This is a genomic window from Mucilaginibacter sp. L196, assembly GCF_009765905.1.
Classification (GTDB): Bacteria; Bacteroidota; Bacteroidia; order Sphingobacteriales; family Sphingobacteriaceae; genus Mucilaginibacter.
Map to the genome: position 1 here is coordinate 1 of NZ_LMUO01000008.1, position 23213 is coordinate 23213.

The window sequence follows — 23213 nt, forward strand, 5'->3', positions numbered from 1 at the left end:
TCCCTGAATCTGTAAAGTTATACACCTTGATTCTTCAAATATCCCCATTAGGGACACTAAGATAACTTTTTTATTTTATGGGTTAACTTAAATCTGCGAGAGATCGCTGCGGTGACAAAACTGCCCATCATATAACCAACCTGTCATGTGATGGGCTATTACTCTTAAGAGGGGAATCGCACAAGACCTGTAAAAAAATAACGTAACAAATCGTAATTTTATAGCATTAATAACCCCCTGTGATAAAAATCTACTCCACCCTATTTTTGCTTTTTACTTGTACATTGTGCTTATCAGCGCAGCAAAATGACTCTTTAAAAAGAGATTCTTCTCGACGTTTAAACGTTGTAATAGTCAGGGGCTATCTTTCCAACCAACCTATTTTAAATGTGCCTGCATCTGTAAATGTGTTAGGCACCGAACAATTAGCCGTACAATCTGACAATTCATTGGTATCTGCATTAAATACTGTCCCGGGTGTGCGGATGGAGGAACGTTCGCCGGGTAGTTATCGCTTGTCAATCCGCGGCAGTTTATTACGCTCGCCTTTTGGTATCCGTGATGTAAAGATTTATTATGACGAGATCCCTTTAACCGATGCCGGAGGCAATACCTACCTGAATGCGATTGATATGAACAGCATTCAACATATTGAAGTGTTAAAAGGCCCGGATGGTAGTTTATTCGGCGCTAATTCGGGGGGCGTGGTTTTGGTAAGCCCGGTTGCCCGGTATGCTGATAGCAATTTTGTTTCTGCCGAAGTTAATGGTGGTTCCTATTCACTTTTTCATGAAAATGTAGCTTATCAGGATCATCAGGCGAATAATCAGTTAAATATCAATCAGGCATACGAAACTTATGGCGGCTATCGCCAACACAGCAGCATGTACCGCAATTACTTCCAGGCGGTGGATAAATGGACTTACGCCAAACAGGATGACCTTAAAATATTAGGTTTTTACTCCGACTTAAATTACCAAACCCCGGGCGGCTTAACTTTAAGTCAGTTTGAGGTTGATCCACAATCGGCAAGACCGCCGACGGCTACCGTACCCGGCGCTGCTGAACAGCATAGTGGTATCATCCAAAAAATGCTTTTCGGCGGGTTGGTAAACGAAGTAAACATCACCGATAATCTTCGGAACGTATTATCCGTTTTTGGTACTTATGTAAACTTTACAAATCCTTTTTTAACTGATTATGAGCAACGATATGAGGGCACTTTAGGCTTCCGTACTTATTTTGAGTACACGGGTTCAGAAAGAAAAAGCTATAGCTGGAAAGTTAACGCCGGAGTAGAATGGCAGCAAACAAACTCCGACATTAACAACTATGGGAATCATTTAGGTGTACGGGATACCGCCCAAACGCTGGATAAAATTAACACCAACCAACATTTTATGTTTGCCCGCTATGTGGCTGATGTTAACAGGAGACTGCACATAGAAACCGCATTGAGTTTAAACTTTTACGATTACAAATTCAGGAATGTATACCCGAATGATGAAACGAATTTTACCAACCGGCCATTTACACCCGAGTTAATGCCAAGGATAGCGCTGTCCTATCAACTCACCAATGATTTTGCATGGCGGGCATCTGTTAGTCGGGGATATTCAACACCTACAACCGCCGAGATTCGCCCAACCGATCATGCCATTAATACCGGACTAGATGCCGAATATGGCTGGAACTACGAAACAGGTTTCCGCTTACGCAACAGCGATGAAACCATGTATCTGGATGCCTCTGTTTTTTATTATAAGTTGAATGATGCGATAATCAGTCACGAAGATGCTAACGGAAACGAGTATTATACCAACTCCGGCGGCACTAACCAACCCGGGTTCGAGCTTTATTTTACCGATTGGATCATTCGCCAAAATACAAATCTATTTGTTAGAGGTTTGCAGTTTAACGAGTCAGCTACTATTGATAGATTCACTTTCAGTACTACACATAACCAGCTTACCGGGGTGCCGGAGCAGGTTTATATCACCAGTTTACAGCTAAAATTACCACAGCAGGTTTTTGTTTATGTAGAGCATAGCTATACCGCCAAAATCCCGCTGAATGATGCAAATACCGCATTCGCCCCTCATTATAATTTGCTGGCTGCTAAAGTGGGCTGGGCGCATCAATTATCCCGCAAATCAAACTTTGAGATTTATGCCGGTGCTGAGAATATCCTAAATGAAAAATATAGTTTGGGCGATGACCTTAACGCTGTAGGCAACCGATATTATAACGCCGCTGCTTTACGTAATTATTATGTAGGGTTGAAGGTTACGATATAATCTCCTATTGTCATTTCGACCGCAGGGAGAAATCTTCTTCGACTTGCTTAGCCGCTATGCATAATGTAGAAGATTTCTCCCTGCGGTCGAAATGACAAAAAAGTATATACAATGATTTCGTTGAGAATGGACAAGCAATAAGCATAGCTCACGAAAAAGCTATGCTTATTGCTTTATTCTACTTTGATAGAAGTACTTCTGAAACGTTGCTTCCCCGGCCTTTATTGTCAAACGCGCGGAATTTGACCCCGGTTAATGGCAAGGTAACAGCATCGTTATAAATCTTGCTTTTGGCATCCGGATCCTTACCGTTTGTGGTGTATCTTATCACAAAACCCGGAAACTGCATGTTAACCAAATACTTACCATTCTGCAAAATAACGCCCGGTTTAGGTATGCGGTAGCCGTAACCACCATTTAAATAAGTTAAACGCGGCAATTCATTTTTACCCAATATATTCACAAAATTCGACCATGCTTGTTGATACATTGCTTCGCTTTTGGTGGTATCGGGCTCTGTTGCCCATTGCGGGTTTTGCGCCCATGCGCGCTCTGCAAAACCTAATATCGATGGGAATATCATGTATTCCATACGTTCTGGTGTTTTAATATTTTCACCCCATAAACAGCCTTGCAAGCCTGCTATGTTGGTTTTACCATAATCAGTTAGGCGTTGTTTACCTATGAAAATACTTTTATTTATCGGCAGGCCGTCCCTGTCAACTTTCGTGTTCTTAAAGTAATCGAAAGGGATAAAAGAGAATGGTTTATCAATATCAACAAAAGCACCCCAGTAATAACCCGGCTCATCAAATGATTTGTAATGCGCCATATCAAAATAAAGATTAGTTACTGATGACAGCACCACCTTGTAACCGGCATTAGCCAGCTTAAACGCCAGATCTTCTTGTCCGCTGCCGATGGAGTTATTCCAAACCTCAGTTTGTAAATGGTATGGAGTAAAATCGGGGTTTGGCACATAATCAGGCTTGCCGTCAACCATGGTTTTACGCAAGCCCATTTCTTCCCAACCGGCAAGGGTTAAACCGCGGGCTTTAAGTAGCTGGTTTATGTTTCCATAAAAATAATACCACATATCGCCTGTATTTGTAATTTCAGGATGAAGCGCTTTTAACGCTAAATACGATGGTGATTTTTCCCAAACATGCGGAGGTACTTCATCGCCCCCAAAATGTATAGTAGTTAATGGTGCACCGGCTTCTTTGTAAATGCCTATCAAATCATCAATCACGGTAGTAAAGAATGTATAGGTTGATGGCAGCGATACATCGATCACATTATCATTCCAATATTGTACCGAATTATAAACTGATTTATCATTTAAATCGCGAAGTAAATATTTTGAAGCTTCTGCTTGTTTGCCTTCCGCCATTAAACGGTTATAACGGGCATCCATTGCTTTAATAGCAGACCGGGCATGACCGGGAGTTTCAATCTCAGGCATCACCACAATGTGCCTTGCAGTAGCGTATTTTAATATCTCGATATAATCAGCACGGGAATAATGGCCGCTGCCTGCAAGTTTGCCTGTATCCGGCCCTGAACCATGCGAAGGCTGTAAGAAATGTTTGTTATCTAATGTATGTCCCCGTTCAGAGCTTACTTCTGTCAGTTCAGGTAATGATGGTAACGCTATGCGCCATCCTTCATCATCAGTTAAGTGAAAGTGAAGCACATTTAGCTTATATAAAGCCATCGCATCCAAAAATTTCAACACCTGTTGCTTGGTTTGAAAATTACGCCCCACATCCAGCAAAAATGCACGGTATGGAAAACGCGGCTCATCTTTTACCTCAACACAAGGTATTTGTATTGTTTTTTGAGAATGTGCGTAGGCAGATGCCGGTATTAATATTTTTAATGATTGGATTCCGTAAAATATTCCTGCTGAAGTTGATGCGCTAATGGTGATCCGATAAGGTTTTACGCTTAAATTATAGGCTTCGGCACCCATACCATCAACATGTTTAAGCGCGATAGTTTCGCTTAAGGCTGAGGTTTGCAAGGCTTTACCAAACAGTTTTTCCAGATCATTTTTCATATCCATAACCTCGGTGCTAAAACCGGGGTCGGTCGTGATAGTTACTTTATTGGTTAACGTAAAAGAGCCTTTAGTTTCGGCATAGCTTACCGGTGTCGGGAATATTTTTGTTAGCTGATTTTCCGGCACATCAGTTATTATTTTATTTTGATTGTAGATGATAGCCGGAGTAACTAAACCAGGATATGATGGGTTAAAAGGATTAATTTTAAAGTCGCCCAAAGCATATCCTTTAGTGGGTTGCGCATCCCAAACTAAATAAAAACCATCTGGGGAATCTGTAAAGTTAACTACTATGTCGCCGGTAAATTCTACACGAACAGATGCGCCGGGCTTTAATTCGGGAAATGTAGCGGTTGGGGTTAAGGTAAACAAATCACCATTTAATTGGGCAAAGGTTGCATTGCCGCTCACAGTATTAGGCGCAATATCACGTGCAGAGTTAAAATAGAATTTCCAACCTGATGCAGGCAATGTTTGTTTGCCATTATTAGTTATTATTAACGCGCTTAACGATTGTTTTTTGTTAAGATAATTGTTCTGTACCACATCCCATGTAATGGATATAGCATGTGCATCAAACTTTGAATTATCCGCTTGGGCAAATGCCTGCAGGGTAAATATAGTGGCAAAAAATATGGTAAGTAAACGGCGCATTTTAATTGGAATTAGTTTATCAAAAAACTAAAATACAATTTTTAAGATCAATACAATACTTTCTAAAATATTTTAAAAAGAAAACTTAATCCACCCATTACCCTCATAGCCAAAATTAAATAATTTAGGATGAATGATTTCCGCAATAATCTCAATGGAGTCAACAATTCTTGGCCCGGGGCGGTTAAAATATTGATTGCCGTCTGTTATATAAAGTCGATTATTTTTCACGGCGGATAAATCTGCAAAACCGGGTAAGTCCAACAAAATATTCATTTCCTTCATGGTGCGTTCTATGGAGAAACCGCATGGCATTACTACAATCACATCGGGATTAGTTTGCTGAATATCCTCCCATTTAACAAATGGCGAATGTTTGCCGCCTTCGCCTAAAATGCTACTGCCGCCTGCGGTGCTTACCACTTCGGGTATCCAATTACCTGATACCATTAAAGGTTCCAACCATTCAATACAGGCAACAGTTGGCGTGCTTTCTACATATTTTAATTTATGACGGATAATATCAACCCGTTCCTGCAAATCTTCCACCAAAACATTACCCGCATCGGTTACATCTAAAGCCTGGGCAACAGTTTTAATATCTTCAAAAATATCATCCAGCTTATTTGGTTGCAGCGATACGATATGCGATTCTTTATCCAGATAATTATCCAACGCTTCTTCCACATCTTTTAATGATACCGCGCAAACTTCGCATTGTGCCTGCGTAATTACCACATCGGGAGCAAGCTCTTTTATTACTTCACGCTTAACGGTATAAATCGATAGGGCTTCGGTAAGGATCTCTTTAACCTTAATATCTATCTCCAAACTGCTCAAATCATCCGCGAAGTTTGCTTCAGAGCATACCGGCAAACTTTTTACCGATTCCGGGAAATCACATTCGTGCGAGCGGCCAACTAAATTTTGTTCGAGGCCGAGGGCGCAAACTATTTCGGTAGCAGCAGGCAACAGGGATATTATTCTTTTATTATTCATGTGCAATGTACAAATGTGCGGATTTTTAGTGTTAATGATGAAGCCGCTTTAAAATGATGCTCGTTTAAACTTAATATTTTGTTAATTTCATCTGCACAATTGAAACTTGCATATCTACGCATCCAAAACCTATCTTTGCATAAATGATACTTTTAACGTTTTTTATAGGCCTTATCGCGAATTTTGTTGGTTATATCCCACCCGGAAATATCAATCTTACATTGGTACAGATAACCATAAACCGCGGATTGAAGCAAGCAGTGCACTTTATTATCGCTTTTTCCTGCGTTGAATTTTTCTTTACGTATTTTATCATGAATGCCGCCGAATGGCTTGCAGCCCAGGTAAATCTGGATGTTGCCATTGATTGGGTGATGGTTATTTTATTTACAGTAATGGGCGCTGTTACCTGGTTACACCGTAATAAACCAACTGAAACTACCTATTCCGACCGTGATAGTATCCGGTATGGCATCCTCTTAGGTTTTTTAAACCCAATGCAGATACCATTCTGGATGATTACCGGAACTTATTTAATAACCCACGAATGGATAGTTATTAGTAGGATTGACCTGGTGATATTTAGTATAGGATCGGCAGCGGGTGCTTTTTTATGTTTGTTTTTATATGCCCGGTTTGCCAAGTACATACAAAGTAAATTTGCCCTTAGCACCAGGTTCATTAATACAGCTATAGCCATATTATTCTTCGCTTTCGCGGCATACCATGTAGTAAAGCAGGTTTACCTGATATTTTTTAAGCACCACCCTGCTATTTGACTATTGGTCCCTTAACAGTGCCAAAACATCATCCCGGTCTTTAGCTAATTGTATTTTTAGGCCCTCTAAACCATCAAACTTTACGTCACCGCGCACGTAATTAAAAAACTGCATGCTGATTTCTTCGCCATAAATTTCGGTATCAAAATCAAAAATATTAACCTCAATATTGCGGGTAATCCCGTTTATAGTGGGGCGCGAACCAATGTAGGCCATTCCCTTATGGCTTACACCACGAACAATTACCTTGGCCGAAAAGATACCATCATCAGGTATTAACTTATAGCTTTCCTCTATCATGATATTGGCTGTAGGATAACCAATGGTACGGCCAATCTGATCGCCACGACCAACTTTGCCAGTTATAAAAAAGGGATAGCCTAAAAAATTATTGGCCAGTTCAATAGCACCGTTTAGCAATGCCTCCCTTATCAAGGTAGAGCTTACCGCAACATCATTAATATCCTGTTCGGGGATTTCTATCACGTCGTATCCGTAAGTTGTCGACAGCTTTAACAGGTCATCAAAGTTACCAGCCCGGTCTTTCCCAAAACGGTGGTCGTAACCAATCACTATTTTTTTTGTGCCGATGGTATTAACCAATACATCGCGGATATAAGCCTCTGGACTTTGATTTGAAAAATCCCTTGAAAAAGGCGTGATAATTAAATGATCGATGCCTAGTTGCTCTAACAAAGCAGCCTTTTCGTGTATGGTATTGATGAGTTTAAGGCTTTCATCTTCGGGATGCAATATCATCCGCGGATGCGGAAAAAAAGTAAGAATAACCGTTTCACCGCCACATTCGTCGGCTAATTCCTTTAATCTTTCAATAATTTTACGATGCCCTAAATGCACACCATCAAAAGTGCCGATGGTAACTACCGCGTTTTTCACGGCCTTAAATTCGCTGATGTTATGATAGATCTTCATATTTAGGAATTCGGACTTTCGATTTCGGATTTAGGTGCTTTTTGTTCTCTAATTAGGCTTACCAATTCCATCACTTCCCAGGCATCGGCAACTTTATAATTACCGCTGCGTGTACGCCTTAGTTTTGACAGGTAAGCGCCATTATTTAACGCTTTACCAAAATCATGCACTAACGAGCGGATATAAGTACCCTTGCTGCAAACCACCCTGAAATCAATTTCGGGTAATTCAATACGTGTTATTTCAAATTCGGATATGGTAACGCTGCGTAAGCGAAGTTTAACCTCTTCACCCCTACGGGCTTTCTCGTATAAGCGTTCACCATCAATCTTTATAGCGGAATGCGCGGGCGGGTATTGCTGTATATCACCTGTAAATTGCTCACAAGCGGCTTTTATTTGTTCTTCAGTAATATGGCTGATGCCGAATTGGGTATCCGGCTCGGTTTCCATATCATAAGATGGGGTTGTCGCGCCCAAAATCATGGTACCGGTATATTCTTTTTCTTCGGCTTGAAAGGTATCTATCTGCTTGGTCATTTTACCAGTACAGATGATAAGCAGACCGGTAGCTAATGGATCAAGTGTACCTGCATGGCCAACTTTAAGCTTTAACGGCTTAAATGAATTGCGCAGTTTGCCCACCACATCAAAGCTTGTCCAACCAACTGGTTTATCAACCAATAACAATTCGCCGGAGGCAAAATCGAAGTCCTTATTTTTGATGTGCTGAGCGTCCAAAATTTGTTATTTAATAATAAAACGGCAAAGGTACATTTTTAGTTGCCTTTGCCGTTCACACGTTAATTTTATTTAAGAAGTCTTATTCTACTGTTACCGATTTTGCCAGGTTACGCGGCTGATCCACATTACAACCACGCATTACCGCGATATGGTAAGCCAATAACTGCAATGGTATAGTTGCCAGTAATGGTACAAAAGCTTCGCTGGTTTGTGGTATTTCAATCACATATTCGGCCATATCGCGTACCTGTACATCACCTTCCGATACGATAGCGATTACGTGTCCGCCACGGGCTTTAACCTCCTGTATGTTGCTAACCACTTTTTCGTATGATGAATTTTGAGTGGCGATAAATATCACCGGCATAGCATCATCAATTAAAGCGATAGGGCCGTGTTTCATTTCGGCAGCAGGATAACCTTCGGCGTGTATGTATGATATTTCTTTAAGCTTTAAAGCGCCTTCTAATGCCACAGGGAACGAACTTCCGCGGCCAAGGAACAAGCAGTTGGTAGAATCTTTAAAACGTTCAGCGATCTCCTTAACATGGTCATTTGAGGTAAGCGCTCTTTCAACTAGTTCAGGCACCTGATCAAGTTCAGTTAAGTATTCAACCAGTTTACTTTGGGTGATAGTACCACGTTGCTGCGCGATGTAAAATGCCATTAATGTTAACACCGTAACCTGCGCGGTAAATGCTTTGGTTGATGCCACGCCAATTTCCGGGCCTGCATGGGTATAAACACCGGCATCGGTAGTGCGTGGTATTGAGGCGCCAACCACATTACAAATACCGAATATGGTCGCGCCTTTTTCTTTAGCTAACTCAAGGGCTGCCATGGTATCGGCAGTTTCACCTGATTGTGAAATGGCTATAACCAGATCCTTTTCAGTAATAATCGGATTACGGTACCTAAATTCAGAGGCGTATTCAACCTCAACCGGTACGCGTGCATATTCCTCAATCAAATATTCGCCAACCAAGCCAGCATGCCATGAGGTTCCGCAGGCTACGATAATTATACGATCAACATTTTTTAGTTTTTCAGCGTATTCCTTTATCCCGCCTAATTGAACTTTACCTTGCTGCGGATAAATCCTTCCACGCATACAATCACGTATAGAACGAGGTTGCTCGTAAATTTCTTTTAGCATGAAATGATCATAGCCGCCTTTTTCAAGCATCTCTAATTTCAAATCAAGCTCTTGTATGTATGGGGTTTGTACCGTATTATCAATGTTTTTTACCAGTAAATCTTCACGACGAACGTAAGCGATCTCGTTATCATTCAGGTAAATTACGTTTTTGGTATATTCTACTATTGGGGTAGCATCTGATGCTATAAAATATTCACCCTGACCAACGCCAATAACCATTGGGCTGCCTTTACGTGCCGCGATTAACAGATCCGGTTCATCAGCGCTCATAATCACAATGGCATAAGCCCCTATCACCCTATTTAAGGCAATACGAACAGCTTCCTGTAAATCTAAGCCGGTTTCATGAATAATATCCTCAACCAGGTGGATTAAAACCTCGGTATCAGTATCACTTTTAAAAATATGGCCTTTTGCTACTAAGGCCTCTTTTATAATGCCATAGTTTTCAATAATACCATTATGTATGATAGTTAATTTACGGTCGCCAGAAGAATGGGGATGTGAGTTGCGATCACTTGGCGCGCCGTGGGTTGCCCAGCGGGTATGGCCCATGCCAATTGTTCCGCTTAAATTAAGATCCTTTACAAAATTTTGCAGATCACTTACTCTACCAGCTTTTTTATAAACTTTAAGTTCGGTATCCAACAAAGCAATACCTGCGCTATCATAGCCGCGGTATTCTAAACGTTGTAAGCCCTTAATTATAATTGGGTAAGCATCCCTAAAGCCTATATAGCCAACAATTCCGCACATAATATTAGATTTTGATTGGGTAAAAGTAAACAGACGTTATATAATAACCAATACAAATTATACAATTAACCCCTTAAATCTATTATAAATTTAAGGGGTTAATGTTGTTATGGTTTTATTTTGGTGTAGATAACGTTAAGCCTCATGCTGTAAGCCGAATTTTTGGCCCCTGGTATTTTTGCTGGTGTATTTACATAACCGCCGCCTGCAATAGTTCTTGCCCCCACTTGCGCTGAAGGAGTAATATCAACACTGGTTGTATTTGTAGTATCAATTGGCGCTAAATAGGTGCCGTAATCTATCAACTTGTTGGTGATTCGGTTTTGTAAGTACGAAGTAACCAGGAAATGATAGGTATTAGCGGGCTTGGTATATATTGAATAGAACCCACCGAAAGCTCCTACGGCATCCGCAGTTGACAAACCTGTAGCATCGGGCAATTCAACACGTTGGTGTGCGATATCCAGCTCGTATAAGCTAAGTCGCGGCAACGGTGTTAAATATCCCGGAATATCGCCACTAACCGGCTTCATAGTAACTACTAACTCCGCACGATTTATAATTACATTATTAACACCGCCCACATTTCTATTACTAAATAGTGAATCAAGATACGGGAAGCTTACTTTAACCCTGCTACCTGCAAGGCCTTGTAAATAAACCACGCTATCAGTAAGTGTTGTTTTATTAGTTATTGCGTTTTGGAAAACTGTGGACCTGGTATTATGAATATAAGAAGCATGAGATATTACAGGCAAATTAACAACTGCAGTATCAATAACAGTACCACTGGCTGAACGAATATATACGTTCATTGATACAGAATCACCGTAAATCATCATTGTGCCGCCAACACCGGTTGATTGTGTTTTGTCAATAGTAATATACAAGCCTTTAACATTGTTTTTAAATATCAGGTTTGAATTAAGTTGTGCCGAACTCGCGCTAAACAATGAAGTACGAACAAAACTTGCATTGATTGGTATCCTGATTTGAGGAGAAATAGTATCTGGTACCGGGGCTTTGCCAGTTGCAGCGCTATCAATAATAACCTTGGTATTTGGCCTTGGAGCAAAATTGTATTTTAACATACTTGTACTACCCAATATAGTACCTTGATTAGCCCAGGCCGTGTTACTATAATAAGTAGCACCATCAGCTTGCCTTTGCGATAACTGATAAACGTTCAAAACATATTTAGATGTCCCGTGAGCTGAGCTGTCGCCATAAAAACCCTGAGCGTATTTTAAAATTAATACTGCAGAGTCAATGGTTATAGTACCGGCAGGCAATGTGTACGGCACGTTACCTGATGTTGAGGTCATGCCGGGCAAATTTAAATCAGTAATAAGGTCTGATTGCGTAGTGCCAAATATTGGATCATTAATATATCCCAGCGGGCATTTAACAATACTACTGGTTACAACAGAATCATCAGTTGTTGTTTTAGTAAAAATAGTGGCAGTATCAACCAGCGAGCCGCTTATATTGCCTTTCGTACCAAGGGTAAAACCCACGGTGTCCTGGTTTTTACAGCTATTCAAAATAAAAAGACTTATCAACAGGGTTAATAAGTCTATCCGGAAAAATTTCATATATGATCTCAATGCTTTATACAACTTGTGCTAATTCTTCACTAGCTATTTCGTCGTAAAAATTGTAATAATTTTCCAAATCTGATGTAGAATTAAATTCCAAAACCGATTTGTGGCTGTTTTTAACATTATTTAACACATCCTGATCAATGTTTTCGCTACCTAAAACTATCGCGTCCGAATATTGAATTGCGCCGGCATACAATGCAGAGTTGGTGCCTGGTTTATAAGCCTCTACATGTGCCTCGGTCATATCGCTCATTATCGCTTTGTGTGCAAAATCAGCGCCTAATTGTTCCGCGAAATCATTCTCATAAACAGAGTAAACTATTTTTGAGTTTTTAAATGTCGGATCGTCTTTATAAGTAGTTTTTAAATAAGCCGGTACCAGTGCGCTCATCCAGCCATGGCAATGGATAATATCCGGAGCCCAGCCCAGCTTTTTAACAGTCTCCAATGCGCCCTTACAAAAGAAGATCATCCTTTCGTCGTTGTCAGCATAAAACTTTCCGTCTTTGTCGTTAAACACCTGTTTACGCTGGAAATATTCTTCATTATCTAAAAAATAAACCTGCATACGCGCCGCCGGAATAGACGCAACTTTAATAATTAATGGATTATCATTGTCATTAATAATGATATTCATTCCCGATAACCGAATAACTTCATGAAGGCGGTTTCTGCGCTCGTTAATGTTTCCAAAACGCGGCATCAGGATACGGATTTCGTAACCTTTCTCCTGCATTGCCTGCGGGAGTTGACGTGTGATTTCAGAAATTTTTGAGAGTTCCAGAAAAGGCGACATTTCATGAGTTATGAACAAAAGCTTAGCTTTACCCATCTTTAAATCAGTATTAAATTATATAAGCAATCAAAAAAATTTGAGTTTGCAAATATAATCAATATAATATGAAGTATCAACGTATTATGCAAGTAAATTCGCTTGTTTTAATTTAGTTAATTACTTTCGCCGATTATTTTTAGATTTTTAACGCCTTGAGAGTATTTACAACAACCCGGGAAATACAGCAATATTTAGCTGATTTGCGTAATAAAGGTCTGTCTACCGGATTTGTGGCAACCATGGGGGCATTGCATCAAGGGCACTTGTCGCTTATCCAGCAGGCAAAAAAAGATAACGATTTGGTTATCTGTAGCATTTTTGTAAATCCCACCCAGTTTAATGATCCTGCCGATCTTGAAAAATACCCCCGCCCGATAGCCCACGATACCCAAATGCTAGAGCAGGCAGGATGCGATATTTTATTTAACCCAGAGGTGAGCGAAATGTATGCTGATAATGAGCATTGGCATTTAGCGCTTGGTGAAATAGAGCACTTATTGGAGGGGACGTTTCGCCCGGGGCATTATCAGGGGGTAACACAAGTAGTTTATAAGCTGTTTAATATACTTAAACCAGATACGGCTTATTTTGGCCAAAAGGACTACCAGCAAATTATGGTGATAGCCAAAATGGTTGAATTGCTAAATCTACCGGTTAAGTTAGTTATGTGCCCAATTTTAAGGGAAGAAGATGGCCTGGCTATGAGCTCACGCAATATTCATTTAACGGCTGAAGACAGGTTACATTCGCTTATCCTATCAAAAACACTTAATTGGGTTAAGGATAATTTCGATAGCAATAATATTGCTGTCTTACAGGCTAAAGCGGCCGAAGCTATAAATACAGAGGATGGTGTATCACTGGAATATTTTGAGTTGGTTGATGGAGATACTTTACACCCGGCAAATCAGTCCACTAAAAAAGTGGTTGCGTTGGTAGCCGCCAGGGTTGGTAAAACACGCCTGATAGACAATGTTTTGATAGGCTGATAGTGAGCGACTTGCCGATGAGTTTACATTGGCATGAAGCTTGAATTATGAAGTATGAAATATAAAGCATTAACTTTGCGCCATGATAATTGAGGTATTAAAATCTAAGATCCATCGTGCACGTGTAACCCAGGCAGAACTGAATTATGTGGGTAGCATTACGATTGATGAGGATTTAATGGATGCGGCAAATATTATTGCCAACGAGAAGGTTCAGATAGTAAATAACAACAACGGTGCCCGCTTTGAAACGTATGTAATTAAAGGCGAACGCGGCAGCGGTACTATATGCCTTAACGGTGCTACAGCACGCCTGGCACAAGTTGGCGACGTTGTTATCATCATGTCATACGGATACATGGAAATGGATGAGGCCCGCACTTATCAACCAATAGCTATCTTCCCGGATATTGATAATCAGTTGATAAAATAAACTAATTGTTAGGATAGGCACTCAGCCCTAAAATTAGTTTTACAGTAACATCGGTATCAACCCCATCGCGTAGTTTGTAAACCATACGTATCCTAACATCAGGCTGGCGCACTAGTTGATCTAAAAAATTAGAGTTATCAATATCCAATACCATGCTATTGCCAACACCTTTGGTAATGTCGGTTCTGGAGGCTACTAAAATCTCATCGCTACCGTCATGTTTAGCCATGTAGAACTTAACATATTCTAAGTTCCCAATATTAAAGCCGGCCGGATCAGTAGACCTTAGCTTGGCCGATACAACCATTACTTCGCCAACATGGTTGGCATTATTTCCATCCTTAGTAAAATTTTGATCATAGCTGGTGGCTATGTTTACGGCTGTATACTGCTTTCCGGGTTGCGATGATGCCGGAATAGTAAGGTTTGTTGTATATGGGAATGTTGATTTAACAACAGACTCGAACATGCCGCAACCGCTAAAAATAAACAGCAAAGCAATTAAAACAGGGAATCGTTTTTTAGTCATATCTCACAAGTTTTATACTGGATAATAAATATCAACTATTAATGTCAATAATAGTTTAAAAATAGGGTTTTTATCTCCTTATATTAAAAATGAAAATTTTAAGTTTCAAATGGTTCTATTTTTCTATCTTTGCACCCCGACGCTGAGGTCGGGAATTTTCGCTTTCAGCGCATAGGAAAACGGTTACATTCTCAAATGAATTTAACTTTAAATCTTTAGAACTTTTTAATATAAAAAAGCCCTATGCCCAAAGATAACTCCATTAAATCTGTATTAATTATCGGTTCAGGCCCTATTATTATAGGCCAGGCTTGCGAATTTGATTATGCCGGGTCGCAGGCCGCACTTTCATTAAAAGACGAAGGTATTTCGGTATCTATCATCAACAGCAACCCCGCCACCATCATGACGGATAAGGTTATTGCTGATCATGTATACCTATTGCCGCTGACTTCTGAAAGTATTGAGAAAATATTACAGGAACAACAAATTGATGCCGTACTGCCTACTATGGGCGGCCAAACAGCGCTTAACCTTTGTATTGAGGTTGCCGAGCGTGGAATTTGGGATAAATACGGTGTAAAGATAGTTGGTGTAGATTTAGCCGCTATTGAGAAAACTGAAAACCGCGAAGCTTTCCGCCAGTTAATGGTGGACATCGGCGTGGGCGTAGCAACATCTAAAATTGCCAACTCGTTTTTAGAAGGTAAAGAAGCCGCGCAGGAAATTGGATTTCCATTAGTTATACGCCCAAGTTATACGCTGGGTGGTAAAGGCGCTGGTTTCGTACACAAAAAAGAAGAATTTGATGAAGCTTTAAGCCGAGGTTTGCAGGCATCACCAACCCATGAGGTTTTGGTGGAGCAGGCAGTTTTAGGCTGGAAAGAATATGAGTTAGAGCTATTGAGGGATAGTAATGATAACGTGATTATTATTTGCTCTATAGAGAACTTCGACCCAATGGGGATCCATACAGGCGACTCGATCACCGTGGCACCAGCCATGACATTGAGCGACCGTTGCTACCAGGATATGCGTAACCAAGCCATCAAAATGATGCGCGCCATTGGTAATTTCGCAGGTGGCTGTAACGTACAGTTCTCGGTTAACCCAGCTGATGAATCTATCATCGCTATCGAAATTAACCCGCGTGTATCACGTTCATCCGCTTTAGCATCAAAAGCAACCGGTTACCCAATCGCTAAAATTGCTGCTAAACTAGCTATAGGTTATAACCTTGACGAAATAGAAAATCAGATCACCAAAACAACATCCGCTTACTTTGAGCCGACTTTGGATTACGTGATTGTAAAGATCCCTCGCTGGAACTTTGATAAATTTAAAGGTGCTAACCGCGAGTTAGGCCTTCAAATGAAATCAGTAGGTGAGGTAATGGGTATAGGCCGCAGCTTTATTGAAGCTTTACAGAAAGCCTGCCAAAGTTTAGAGATCGGTCGTGCCGGATTAGGTGCCGATGGCCGCCAAAGCCGCAACCTGGAAGAAATTATGCACAGCCTGGAGCATCCAAGCTGGGACCGGTTATTCCATATTTATGATGCGTTGAGTTTAGGCGTACCAGTTGAATCGGTTAGAAAAGCTACCAAAATTGACCGTTGGTTCCTGAATCAGATTGTTGATGTGGTTAACTTAGAAACTGAGCTTCGCCGCTATAACCTGAATAATATCCCTGAAGATTTCTTCTTCACCCTTAAACAAAAAGGATTTTCGGATACACAAATCGCCTACATATTAGGTAACGTTACCGAAGAGGACGTTTACCAGCGCCGTAAAGCCTTAGGCATTAACCGCGTTTATAAAATGGTGGATACCTGCGCTGCGGAATTCAACGCGCAAACACCATACTACTACTCAACTTACGAAGGTGAGAATGAATCGAAAGTATCCGACAAAAAGAAAATCATTGTATTAGGCTCGGGCCCTAACCGTATTGGCCAGGGTATTGAGTTTGATTATAGCTGTGTTCACGGTTTGCTTGCCGCCAAAGAAGCAGGTTTTGAAGCCATCATGGTTAACTGTAACCCTGAGACGGTATCAACCGACTTTAACATGGCTGATAAGCTATACTTTGAGCCGGTATATTGGGAGCATGTACGTGAAATCATCGAGCTAGAAAAACCTTATGGTGTAATTGTTCAGCTTGGCGGGCAAACAGCTTTAAAGATGGCTGAAAAAATGCACGAGCATGGCATCAAGATCATCGGTACTTCATTTGATAACATGGATATAGCCGAGGATCGCGGTCGTTTCTCTGATCTGTTGAAAGAATTGGAGATCCCGTATCCAAGATACGGTGTTGCTGAAAGTGCTGAAGAAGCATTGGAAGTTGCACACCATGTAGGTTACCCGGTACTAGTTCGCCCAAGCTACGTGTTAGGCGGGCAGGGTATGAGCATTGTGATTAACGACGAAGATCTGGAAAAAGCAGTAGTAAGCTTGTTGAAAAATCTTCCCGGTAATCGTGTATTGATCGACCATTTCCTTGACCGTGCTTCTGAAGCAGAATCTGATTCGATAAGTGATGGTGACGATGTACACATCATCGGTTTAATGGAGCATATAGAGCCTGCGGGGATCCACTCAGGTGATTCATTCGCGGTATTGCCACCGTTTGATCTATCAGACAATGTGATCAGCCATATGGAAGAGTATACCAAAAAGATCGCGATAGCATTAAATGTTCGTGGTTTATTAAACATACAGTTCGCTATAAAAGATGAGAAGGTTTATGTAATCGAAGCGAATCCTCGCGCATCACGTACCGTACCGTTCATAGCAAAAGCTTACGATGTACCATACATCAACATCGCGGCTAAGATCATGTTAGAGGCTAATAAGTTGAAGGACTTTACCATCGTTCGCAAGCTGGAGGGCTACGCGATAAAAGAACCGGTATTCTCTTTCGATAAATTCCCTGAAGTGAACAAACAACTAGGCCCTGAGATGAAATCAACAGGTGAAGCCATCCGTTTTATACCAAACTTAGAGGACCCATACTTTAGGCACTTGTACAAAGAGAAATCAATGTATTTGAGCAAATAATCCCCCAACCCCTTAAAGGAGGAGTAAATATTAGAAGGCCGGAAGTATATCTTTCGGCCTTTTTTCATACCATGTCATTGCGAAGAACGAAGCAATCGCACGTAGAAAAGCCGCCATGCAAAGTTCGCGATTGCTTCGTTCCTCGCAATGACATAGTTTTTTCAGGCAGCTTCTAATGCTTAAATTTTATTTTCCTTTCCTTTTATTTGGATTGATTATAAATAATGCCGACTTTTGTTTTATAAAGATAGATGCAGGTGATAGAAACTATTGATAGCCAGGTAAAATTACAGGAGGTATTCTCTACAAAATCAGGTAGTGTATCACAATGCGATAGAGAAAATTGCTGGTATATTGATTTTGCCGGTAAGGTTTCACGCTTTGATTATCGTTGCTTGCTTTTACTCAAAAAAGCTGTTTATAATATCGACATCGAAGCCCTTCTGCTTAAAAATGCTAAATCAGCTGATATAGAAATCGTTTTTATCTGCGCAAGCGACCATTTTTATGTGCTATCTACACTGGAAATTATTGCCTTAAAAGAACTATTACAAGGCACATTTACTATGCTTGAATTGAACCATATTATTCAAGATCGCCTGTACCGCTTAGCGGTTTAAACTTATTTAGACTCATTTCATATTGATGGTTATAGGTTGATTTCTCAATTTATAGCATTATTATTGTTATAACCTATACTTAAAATTAGTGTTATGAAAGATATTATGCGCGCCAAATGCCTTATTTCTGCTGAAATTGAGAGCCTGATCAACCAACAGATCCGTAAAGAAGCACAATCATCTGCCATTTATTTAGCTATGGCATCCTGGTGCGATAGGAATGGTTTTGATAACTCTGCTGCCTATTTCTTCAAACAATCTGACGAGGAAAGGCATCACCAGCTTAAATTCTTTAAGTATATTTTAGATATGGGCGGTACATCTGTATCCCCTGATATTACTGGATTGAAAATTGAATACAATTCGTTCCGCGAAATATTTGAAGATGCACTTGACCAGGAGATTAGCGTTACGCAATCCATCAAAAGTATTGCTGCCCGTTGCCACAAAGAGCAGGATTATGTAACCCTTGAATTTTTAAACTGGTTCTTTAAAGAACAGCGTGAAGAAGAATATAAAGCCCGCCGTGCTATTGAATTATTTGAAATTATTGGTGAGCAAGGAACCGGCCATTGGGAAATTGACAAACATATTGGTAAGATACAATATGATAGCGAGGCCTAAACTTTAGGTTGATCCTGCATAATTATTTGTAGTACTTTTAGTACCTCTTTTTCATGGTATTCCTTCAGCCAGATATTATCTGGCTGAATATTACATACTGGTGCGTATTTACAGCGGTCGAAACAATCGACTTGGATTACTTCAAGATCATTTTTATCGCCGTAATATTTCGAAAAAGCTTTTACGTTTTTGTACAGTTCTTTTCCGCCGCGTTTGCTACACTTGCTTCCGGTACATACATAAATTACCCGTTCGGGTATGGTGAACTTTCCCATTATTATTATAAATGTAAAATAGCAAATAAAGATATATGTTCTGAACGACAGTATATTATCAGCAGGGCTATTTCTCTACCATTAACCCGGTTACCTCAAAGGTTAATTCTTTAGAATTAGTAGCATGCTGGGCTTTCTGACCAGCCAGGTGCTGGCTATCGTCAGCTGCAAATTGTCTTGCGGCAATACCTTCGGCAATTACGGTATGGCCTGCTAAGCTTGTTGGTATGGTAACATCATATTTAGAGAAATGGGCAGCTATTACCTTTCCGTTGCCTGCGCTTATTTCAAACCACCCGCCTTTAGTTTGGGTTACTTTAACCACCACGCCCCTAATGCTGGTACTTATCCGGGGTTTTGTACCCATAAAAGCATCCAGATTATTGGCTTCAATTGCTTCAATTCCATTTGGTTTCGATCCGTAGATGGTACCTTTTTTTTGAGCGAAGGCAAGGCTCGAAGATAATATAGCGAAAGCAAGCAGTAATGTTTTCATGTTGCTGGTGTTTAAACAGATAACAATTATTTTATTGCTTAGTTTGAATTGATTTGCAGAGTGGAGGGGCTTGTTATGCGTAGTTGAAGCATGACATGTTTGTTTAAACCCTGTCAGACTTACGAAGTTTTGAAAACTTCGTAGGTCTTTAATCTTCTTGTTTGCATCTATTCAATAAGAACGATAGATTAAAGAGGGGCTGTCATGCTGAGCGTAGTCGAAGCGTGAGCGTAAAGGCCTGCCCACATGCTTCGACTATGCTTAGCATGACAGCCAGTTGAAATTATCCGAATAGTAGCCCAAAAACCTCTTCAATATTACCGACAGTTTTCACCTCGATCTTATATCGCGAAAGGTCAATACGTTTTTTATCCTTACCTCCACCAGACGGCAGGTTGTATTTAGATATAAAAATCTGCTCAAAGCCCAATTTTTCAGCCTCGGCAATACGCTGCTCTACTCGGTTAACTGCACGTATTTCACCTGATAAGCCAATTTCCCCGGCAAAGCAAGTTTTGAATGGGATAGGAATATCCTCATTTGATGATATAATGGCGGCAGCTAATCCCAGGTCAATTGCAGGGTCTTCCACACGGATGCCGCCTGTAATATTCAGGAACACGTCTTTTATGCCGAGTTTAAAACCACAGCGTTTCTCTAGCACCGCCAAAAGCATACTCATACGTTTGGTATCAAAACCAGTCGCGGTTCGTTGCGGTGTTCCGTATGGCGAAACACTTACCAATGCTTGGGTTTCTATCAGCATGGGGCGCATGCCCTCTAAGGTTGCGGATATGGTAATGCCGCTTAATGGTTCATCACGTTGTGACAGTAATATTTCGGATGGGTTAGATACTTCGCGCAAGCCCTCGCCCAGCATTTCATATATCCCCAACTCTGATGCTGAGCCGAAGCGGTTTTTAACCGCCCGTAAAATGCGGTAAACGTGGTGTCTGTCGCCTTCAAACTGCAAGACTGTATCAACCATATGCTCCAGTATTTTCGGGCCTGCAATCATGCCATCTTTGGTTATATGGCCGATAAGGAATACGGGGGTGGAACTTTCCTTGGCAAAACGCAACAATTCGGCAGTACATTCACGTACCTGTGATACGCTGCCCGGTGTTGATTCAATATGTGATGAATGCAGCGTTTGTATAGAATCCACCACTACTAAATCAGGCTCCAATTGCTCAATTTGTTTAAATATGTTTTGGGTAGATGTTTCGGTTAGGATATAACAGTTTCTGCCGAATTTTAAGGTGCTCTCTCCTGATTCCTGATTTTTAACTCTTGATTCTATTCCGGCAGGATCAAGTCTTTCTGCCCGCATTTTAATTTGGCGCTCGCTTTCCTCGCCGGAGATATACAAAACCTTAATAGCGGGCATACTTAAAGCCAATTGTAGCATCAAGGTTGATTTACCAATCCCGGGCTCACCACCAATCAACACTAATGATCCCGCTACAATACCGCCGCCCAATACACGGTTAAATTCCTTATCAGGCGTAAGCATGCGATGTTCCTCGCTGAAAGTAATATCAGGAATCTCTACTGGCTTGTTGGCACGTTGTTGGGTGGTGGATGATGTAGCTTTCCAATCGGGGACAGAAGAATTAGGTTTCTCAATAATCTCCTCTACAAAAGTATTCCATGCCCCACACGACGGGCATTTGCCCAGCCACTTAGCCGCCTCAAAGCCACAGCTCTGACAAAAATATGCAATTTTGGATTTAGCCATCTAGATGTACAGAATTAATAATAGAAGTGCAAAGGTGCTGATTTTATTACGTATCACAATTTAATTTACTAATAAAATTAGCTATATTTGATTTTAGAATGTTAATTATATCTGTAATTTCATTCAATATAATTCAATTCTTAGTCCATTTAAAAAGATAAAAATTTTATTAGACATGAGTAAAATAAATATCAACGGAACACAAATAACTGTTATTAATAAAAATGGCAATGACTATATCAGTTTGACCGAAATGGTATCAGGTTTTGAGGATGGAAACAAATTAATTGAGCGATGGATAAATAGTAAAAATACAGTTGATTTCTTGGGCGTTTGGGAACAATTATATAACCCTAGTTTTAATTCCCCGGAATTCCGGGGAATTAGAGAAAACGTAGGTTCTGGAAGTTATTTCCTCTCTATTAAAAAATGGATTGAAAAAACCAATGCCATTGGAATAGAGGCTAAAGCAGGTAGATATGGAGGTAGTTGGGCGCAAATCGATATTGCATTTGAATTTGGTACTTATATAAGCCCAGAATTTAAATTACTATTAATTAGTGAGTTTAAAAATCTTAAACAAAGAGAAGCGAGTGGCATAGATCAAGTTTGGGATTTTAGAAGATTCCTTACCAAGGCTAATTATAGAATTCAAACTGATGCAATACAGGATGTATTAATACCACTACGTAATCTACCTAAAAAATTAGAGGGCTTAATTTATGCTGAAGAAGCCGAGGTATTAAATAAAGTAGTTTTTGATACTACAGCTAAAGAGTGGAATGCTAAGAATCCCGACCTCGTAAAAAAAGGGCAAAACATTAGAGATTATGGAACTACCCATCAACTAATATTGATAGCTAACCTAGAACCTTTAAATGCAGAATTGATCAGAAATGGCGTACAACAATACGACAGGATACTAACGTTAAAACAAGCAGCTGTTGAACAAGTTAAATCATTAATGAAAAGTAAAGCAATTCAAGATACGCTTATTGATAGCCCCAGTATTGAAAAGTATAAAAGAATTGACATAAGAAAAGTCGATAATGAAAAACAAACACCAGACTTAAGAGAGGTTAAGTCCGGTTTACCAAAGTCTGATAAACAGCCTCCGAAAGGGGACGGAGAATTATTTTAGATACGTTAAACAAAAAGTGCAGATGCTTTTTCAAACATCTGCACTTTTCAATATTCTGCAATTGCAAATTATAACTTTATCTCTTCTTCTTTTGCGTTGAAGAAATGGAACTCTGCTATTTGGTAAGCTGGGTTGCTTTTAACCTTTATCCATTTGCCATATTTAAAGTACCACCGCATTTGCAATGTTACCAGGCCTTTTTTAATGTAGGCCTCAATATATGGGTGAACGCAAAGTGTAATATTTTTTTCGTTTTGCTCATCTAGTATGTAATTGAAGTTGTTTTCAATATCATCTATCAGCAAAATAGTTGGGCGTATGGTGCCCGTGCCACCACATGCGGGGCAAACCTCGCTGGTAACAATGTTCATTTCAGGGCGTACACGCTGGCGGGTAATTTGTACCAGCCCAAATTTGCTCGGAGGCAAAATGGTGTGTTTAGCCCTGTCGTGTGCCATTTCATCACGCAGGTAATCAAAAA

20 protein-coding genes are annotated in these 23213 nt (G+C 40.3%); 8 read left to right on the forward strand and 12 right to left on the reverse strand.

The features are described from left to right. Window positions 1–389 precede the first annotated feature (389 nt). Window positions 390–2297 carry a TonB-dependent receptor gene (locus tag GSQ74_RS03330; protein ID WP_254060800.1) on the forward strand — a complete coding sequence of 636 codons (1908 nt, stop codon included), beginning with the start codon at window positions 390–392 and terminating at the stop codon, window positions 2295–2297. A gap of 178 nt (window positions 2298–2475) precedes the next feature. Here the strand turns inward: GSQ74_RS03330 and GSQ74_RS03335 are convergent, their stop codons facing one another. Further along, window positions 2476–5016 carry a family 20 glycosylhydrolase gene (locus GSQ74_RS03335; protein WP_158990062.1) on the reverse strand — a complete coding sequence of 847 codons (2541 nt, stop codon included), beginning with the start codon at window positions 5014–5016 and terminating at the stop codon, window positions 2476–2478. Window positions 5017–5088: 72 nt separating this feature from the next. Beyond that, window positions 5089–6015, reverse strand: coding sequence for a cobalamin-binding protein (locus GSQ74_RS03340; protein ID WP_158990064.1), 927 nt, complete (start codon window positions 6013–6015; stop codon window positions 5089–5091). 143 nt (window positions 6016–6158) lie between these two features. Here GSQ74_RS03340 and GSQ74_RS03345 point away from each other — a divergent pair, with 143 nt between their 5' ends. After that, on the forward strand, window positions 6159–6794 hold the full coding sequence (locus GSQ74_RS03345) for a LysE family translocator (RefSeq protein WP_158990066.1): 636 nt from the start codon (window positions 6159–6161) through the stop codon (window positions 6792–6794). On the opposite strand, the gene GSQ74_RS03350 is transcribed toward GSQ74_RS03345, so the two are convergent. From GSQ74_RS03350 to GSQ74_RS03370, 5 genes are all read right to left on the reverse strand, one after another. Beyond that, window positions 6795–7727 (reverse strand): bifunctional riboflavin kinase/FAD synthetase, encoded by a 933-nt coding sequence (locus tag GSQ74_RS03350; protein ID WP_158990068.1) that lies wholly within the window; start codon window positions 7725–7727, stop codon window positions 6795–6797. A gap of 2 nt (window positions 7728–7729) precedes the next feature. Further along, a complete protein-coding gene (truB, locus tag GSQ74_RS03355) occupies window positions 7730–8467 on the reverse strand; it encodes a tRNA pseudouridine(55) synthase TruB (protein ID WP_158990070.1) in 738 nt (245 codons plus the stop codon). A gap of 82 nt (window positions 8468–8549) precedes the next feature. Beyond that, window positions 8550–10385 (reverse strand): glutamine--fructose-6-phosphate transaminase (isomerizing), encoded by a 1836-nt coding sequence (glmS, locus tag GSQ74_RS03360; RefSeq protein ID WP_158990072.1) that lies wholly within the window; start codon window positions 10383–10385, stop codon window positions 8550–8552. Window positions 10386–10492: 107 nt separating this feature from the next. Continuing rightward, a complete protein-coding gene (locus tag GSQ74_RS03365) occupies window positions 10493–11980 on the reverse strand; it encodes a DUF4270 family protein (RefSeq protein WP_158990074.1) in 1488 nt (495 codons plus the stop codon). Window positions 11981–11996: 16 nt separating this feature from the next. Beyond that, on the reverse strand, window positions 11997–12821 hold the full coding sequence (locus GSQ74_RS03370) for a glycogen/starch synthase (protein WP_158990075.1): 825 nt from the start codon (window positions 12819–12821) through the stop codon (window positions 11997–11999). Window positions 12822–12976: 155 nt separating this feature from the next. On the opposite strand from GSQ74_RS03370, the gene panC reads away from it, so the two are divergent. Beyond that, window positions 12977–13813 (forward strand): pantoate--beta-alanine ligase, encoded by an 837-nt coding sequence (panC, locus tag GSQ74_RS03375; RefSeq protein WP_158990077.1) that lies wholly within the window; start codon window positions 12977–12979, stop codon window positions 13811–13813. An 82-nt stretch (window positions 13814–13895) separates the two neighbouring features. After that, a complete protein-coding gene (gene panD, locus GSQ74_RS03380) occupies window positions 13896–14246 on the forward strand; it encodes an aspartate 1-decarboxylase (protein ID WP_158990079.1) in 351 nt (116 codons plus the stop codon). A 1-nt stretch (window position 14247) separates the two neighbouring features. Here panD and GSQ74_RS03385 read toward each other — a convergent pair whose 3' ends face one another. Then, window positions 14248–14775 carry a hypothetical protein gene (locus GSQ74_RS03385; protein WP_158990081.1) on the reverse strand — a complete coding sequence of 176 codons (528 nt, stop codon included), beginning with the start codon at window positions 14773–14775 and terminating at the stop codon, window positions 14248–14250. A 243-nt stretch (window positions 14776–15018) separates the two neighbouring features. On the opposite strand from GSQ74_RS03385, the gene carB reads away from it, so the two are divergent. From carB to GSQ74_RS03400, 3 genes are all read left to right on the forward strand, one after another. Beyond that, window positions 15019–17835 (forward strand): carbamoyl-phosphate synthase large subunit, encoded by a 2817-nt coding sequence (gene carB, locus GSQ74_RS03390; protein WP_158990083.1) that lies wholly within the window; start codon window positions 15019–15021, stop codon window positions 17833–17835. A gap of 251 nt (window positions 17836–18086) precedes the next feature. Then, window positions 18087–18455, forward strand: coding sequence for a hypothetical protein (locus GSQ74_RS03395; protein ID WP_158990085.1), 369 nt, complete (start codon window positions 18087–18089; stop codon window positions 18453–18455). Window positions 18456–18548: 93 nt separating this feature from the next. Then, window positions 18549–19079 (forward strand): ferritin, encoded by a 531-nt coding sequence (locus GSQ74_RS03400; protein ID WP_158990087.1) that lies wholly within the window; start codon window positions 18549–18551, stop codon window positions 19077–19079. On the opposite strand, the gene GSQ74_RS03405 is transcribed toward GSQ74_RS03400, so the two are convergent. The 3 genes from GSQ74_RS03405 to radA all read right to left on the reverse strand — a co-directional run bounded on the left by GSQ74_RS03405 (window position 19076) and on the right by radA (window position 21591). Then, complete coding sequence (locus GSQ74_RS03405; protein ID WP_158990089.1) at window positions 19076–19354, reverse strand: (2Fe-2S) ferredoxin domain-containing protein; 279 nt, start codon at window positions 19352–19354, stop codon at window positions 19076–19078. The two genes, GSQ74_RS03400 and GSQ74_RS03405, sit on opposite strands and share 4 nt — an antisense overlap. Before the next feature lie 67 nt (window positions 19355–19421). Continuing rightward, window positions 19422–19850: a DUF4920 domain-containing protein gene (locus tag GSQ74_RS03410; protein ID WP_158990091.1), complete on the reverse strand. Its 429-nt coding sequence runs from the start codon at window positions 19848–19850 to the stop codon at window positions 19422–19424. A gap of 283 nt (window positions 19851–20133) precedes the next feature. Further along, the gene (gene radA, locus GSQ74_RS03415; RefSeq protein ID WP_158990093.1) at window positions 20134–21591 is read right to left on the reverse strand and encodes a DNA repair protein RadA; all 1458 of its coding nucleotides are present in this window, start codon (window positions 21589–21591) and stop codon (window positions 20134–20136) included. 175 nt (window positions 21592–21766) lie between these two features. Here radA and GSQ74_RS03420 point away from each other — a divergent pair, with 175 nt between their 5' ends. Continuing rightward, entirely contained in the window at window positions 21767–22732 is a 966-nt protein-coding gene (locus GSQ74_RS03420) for a KilA-N domain-containing protein (RefSeq protein ID WP_158990095.1), read from the forward strand. A gap of 68 nt (window positions 22733–22800) precedes the next feature. Here GSQ74_RS03420 and GSQ74_RS03425 read toward each other — a convergent pair. Further along, window positions 22801–23213, reverse strand: a 413-nt coding sequence (locus GSQ74_RS03425; protein ID WP_174236906.1) for a ribonuclease E/G, incomplete at its 5' end; no start/stop codon positions are given.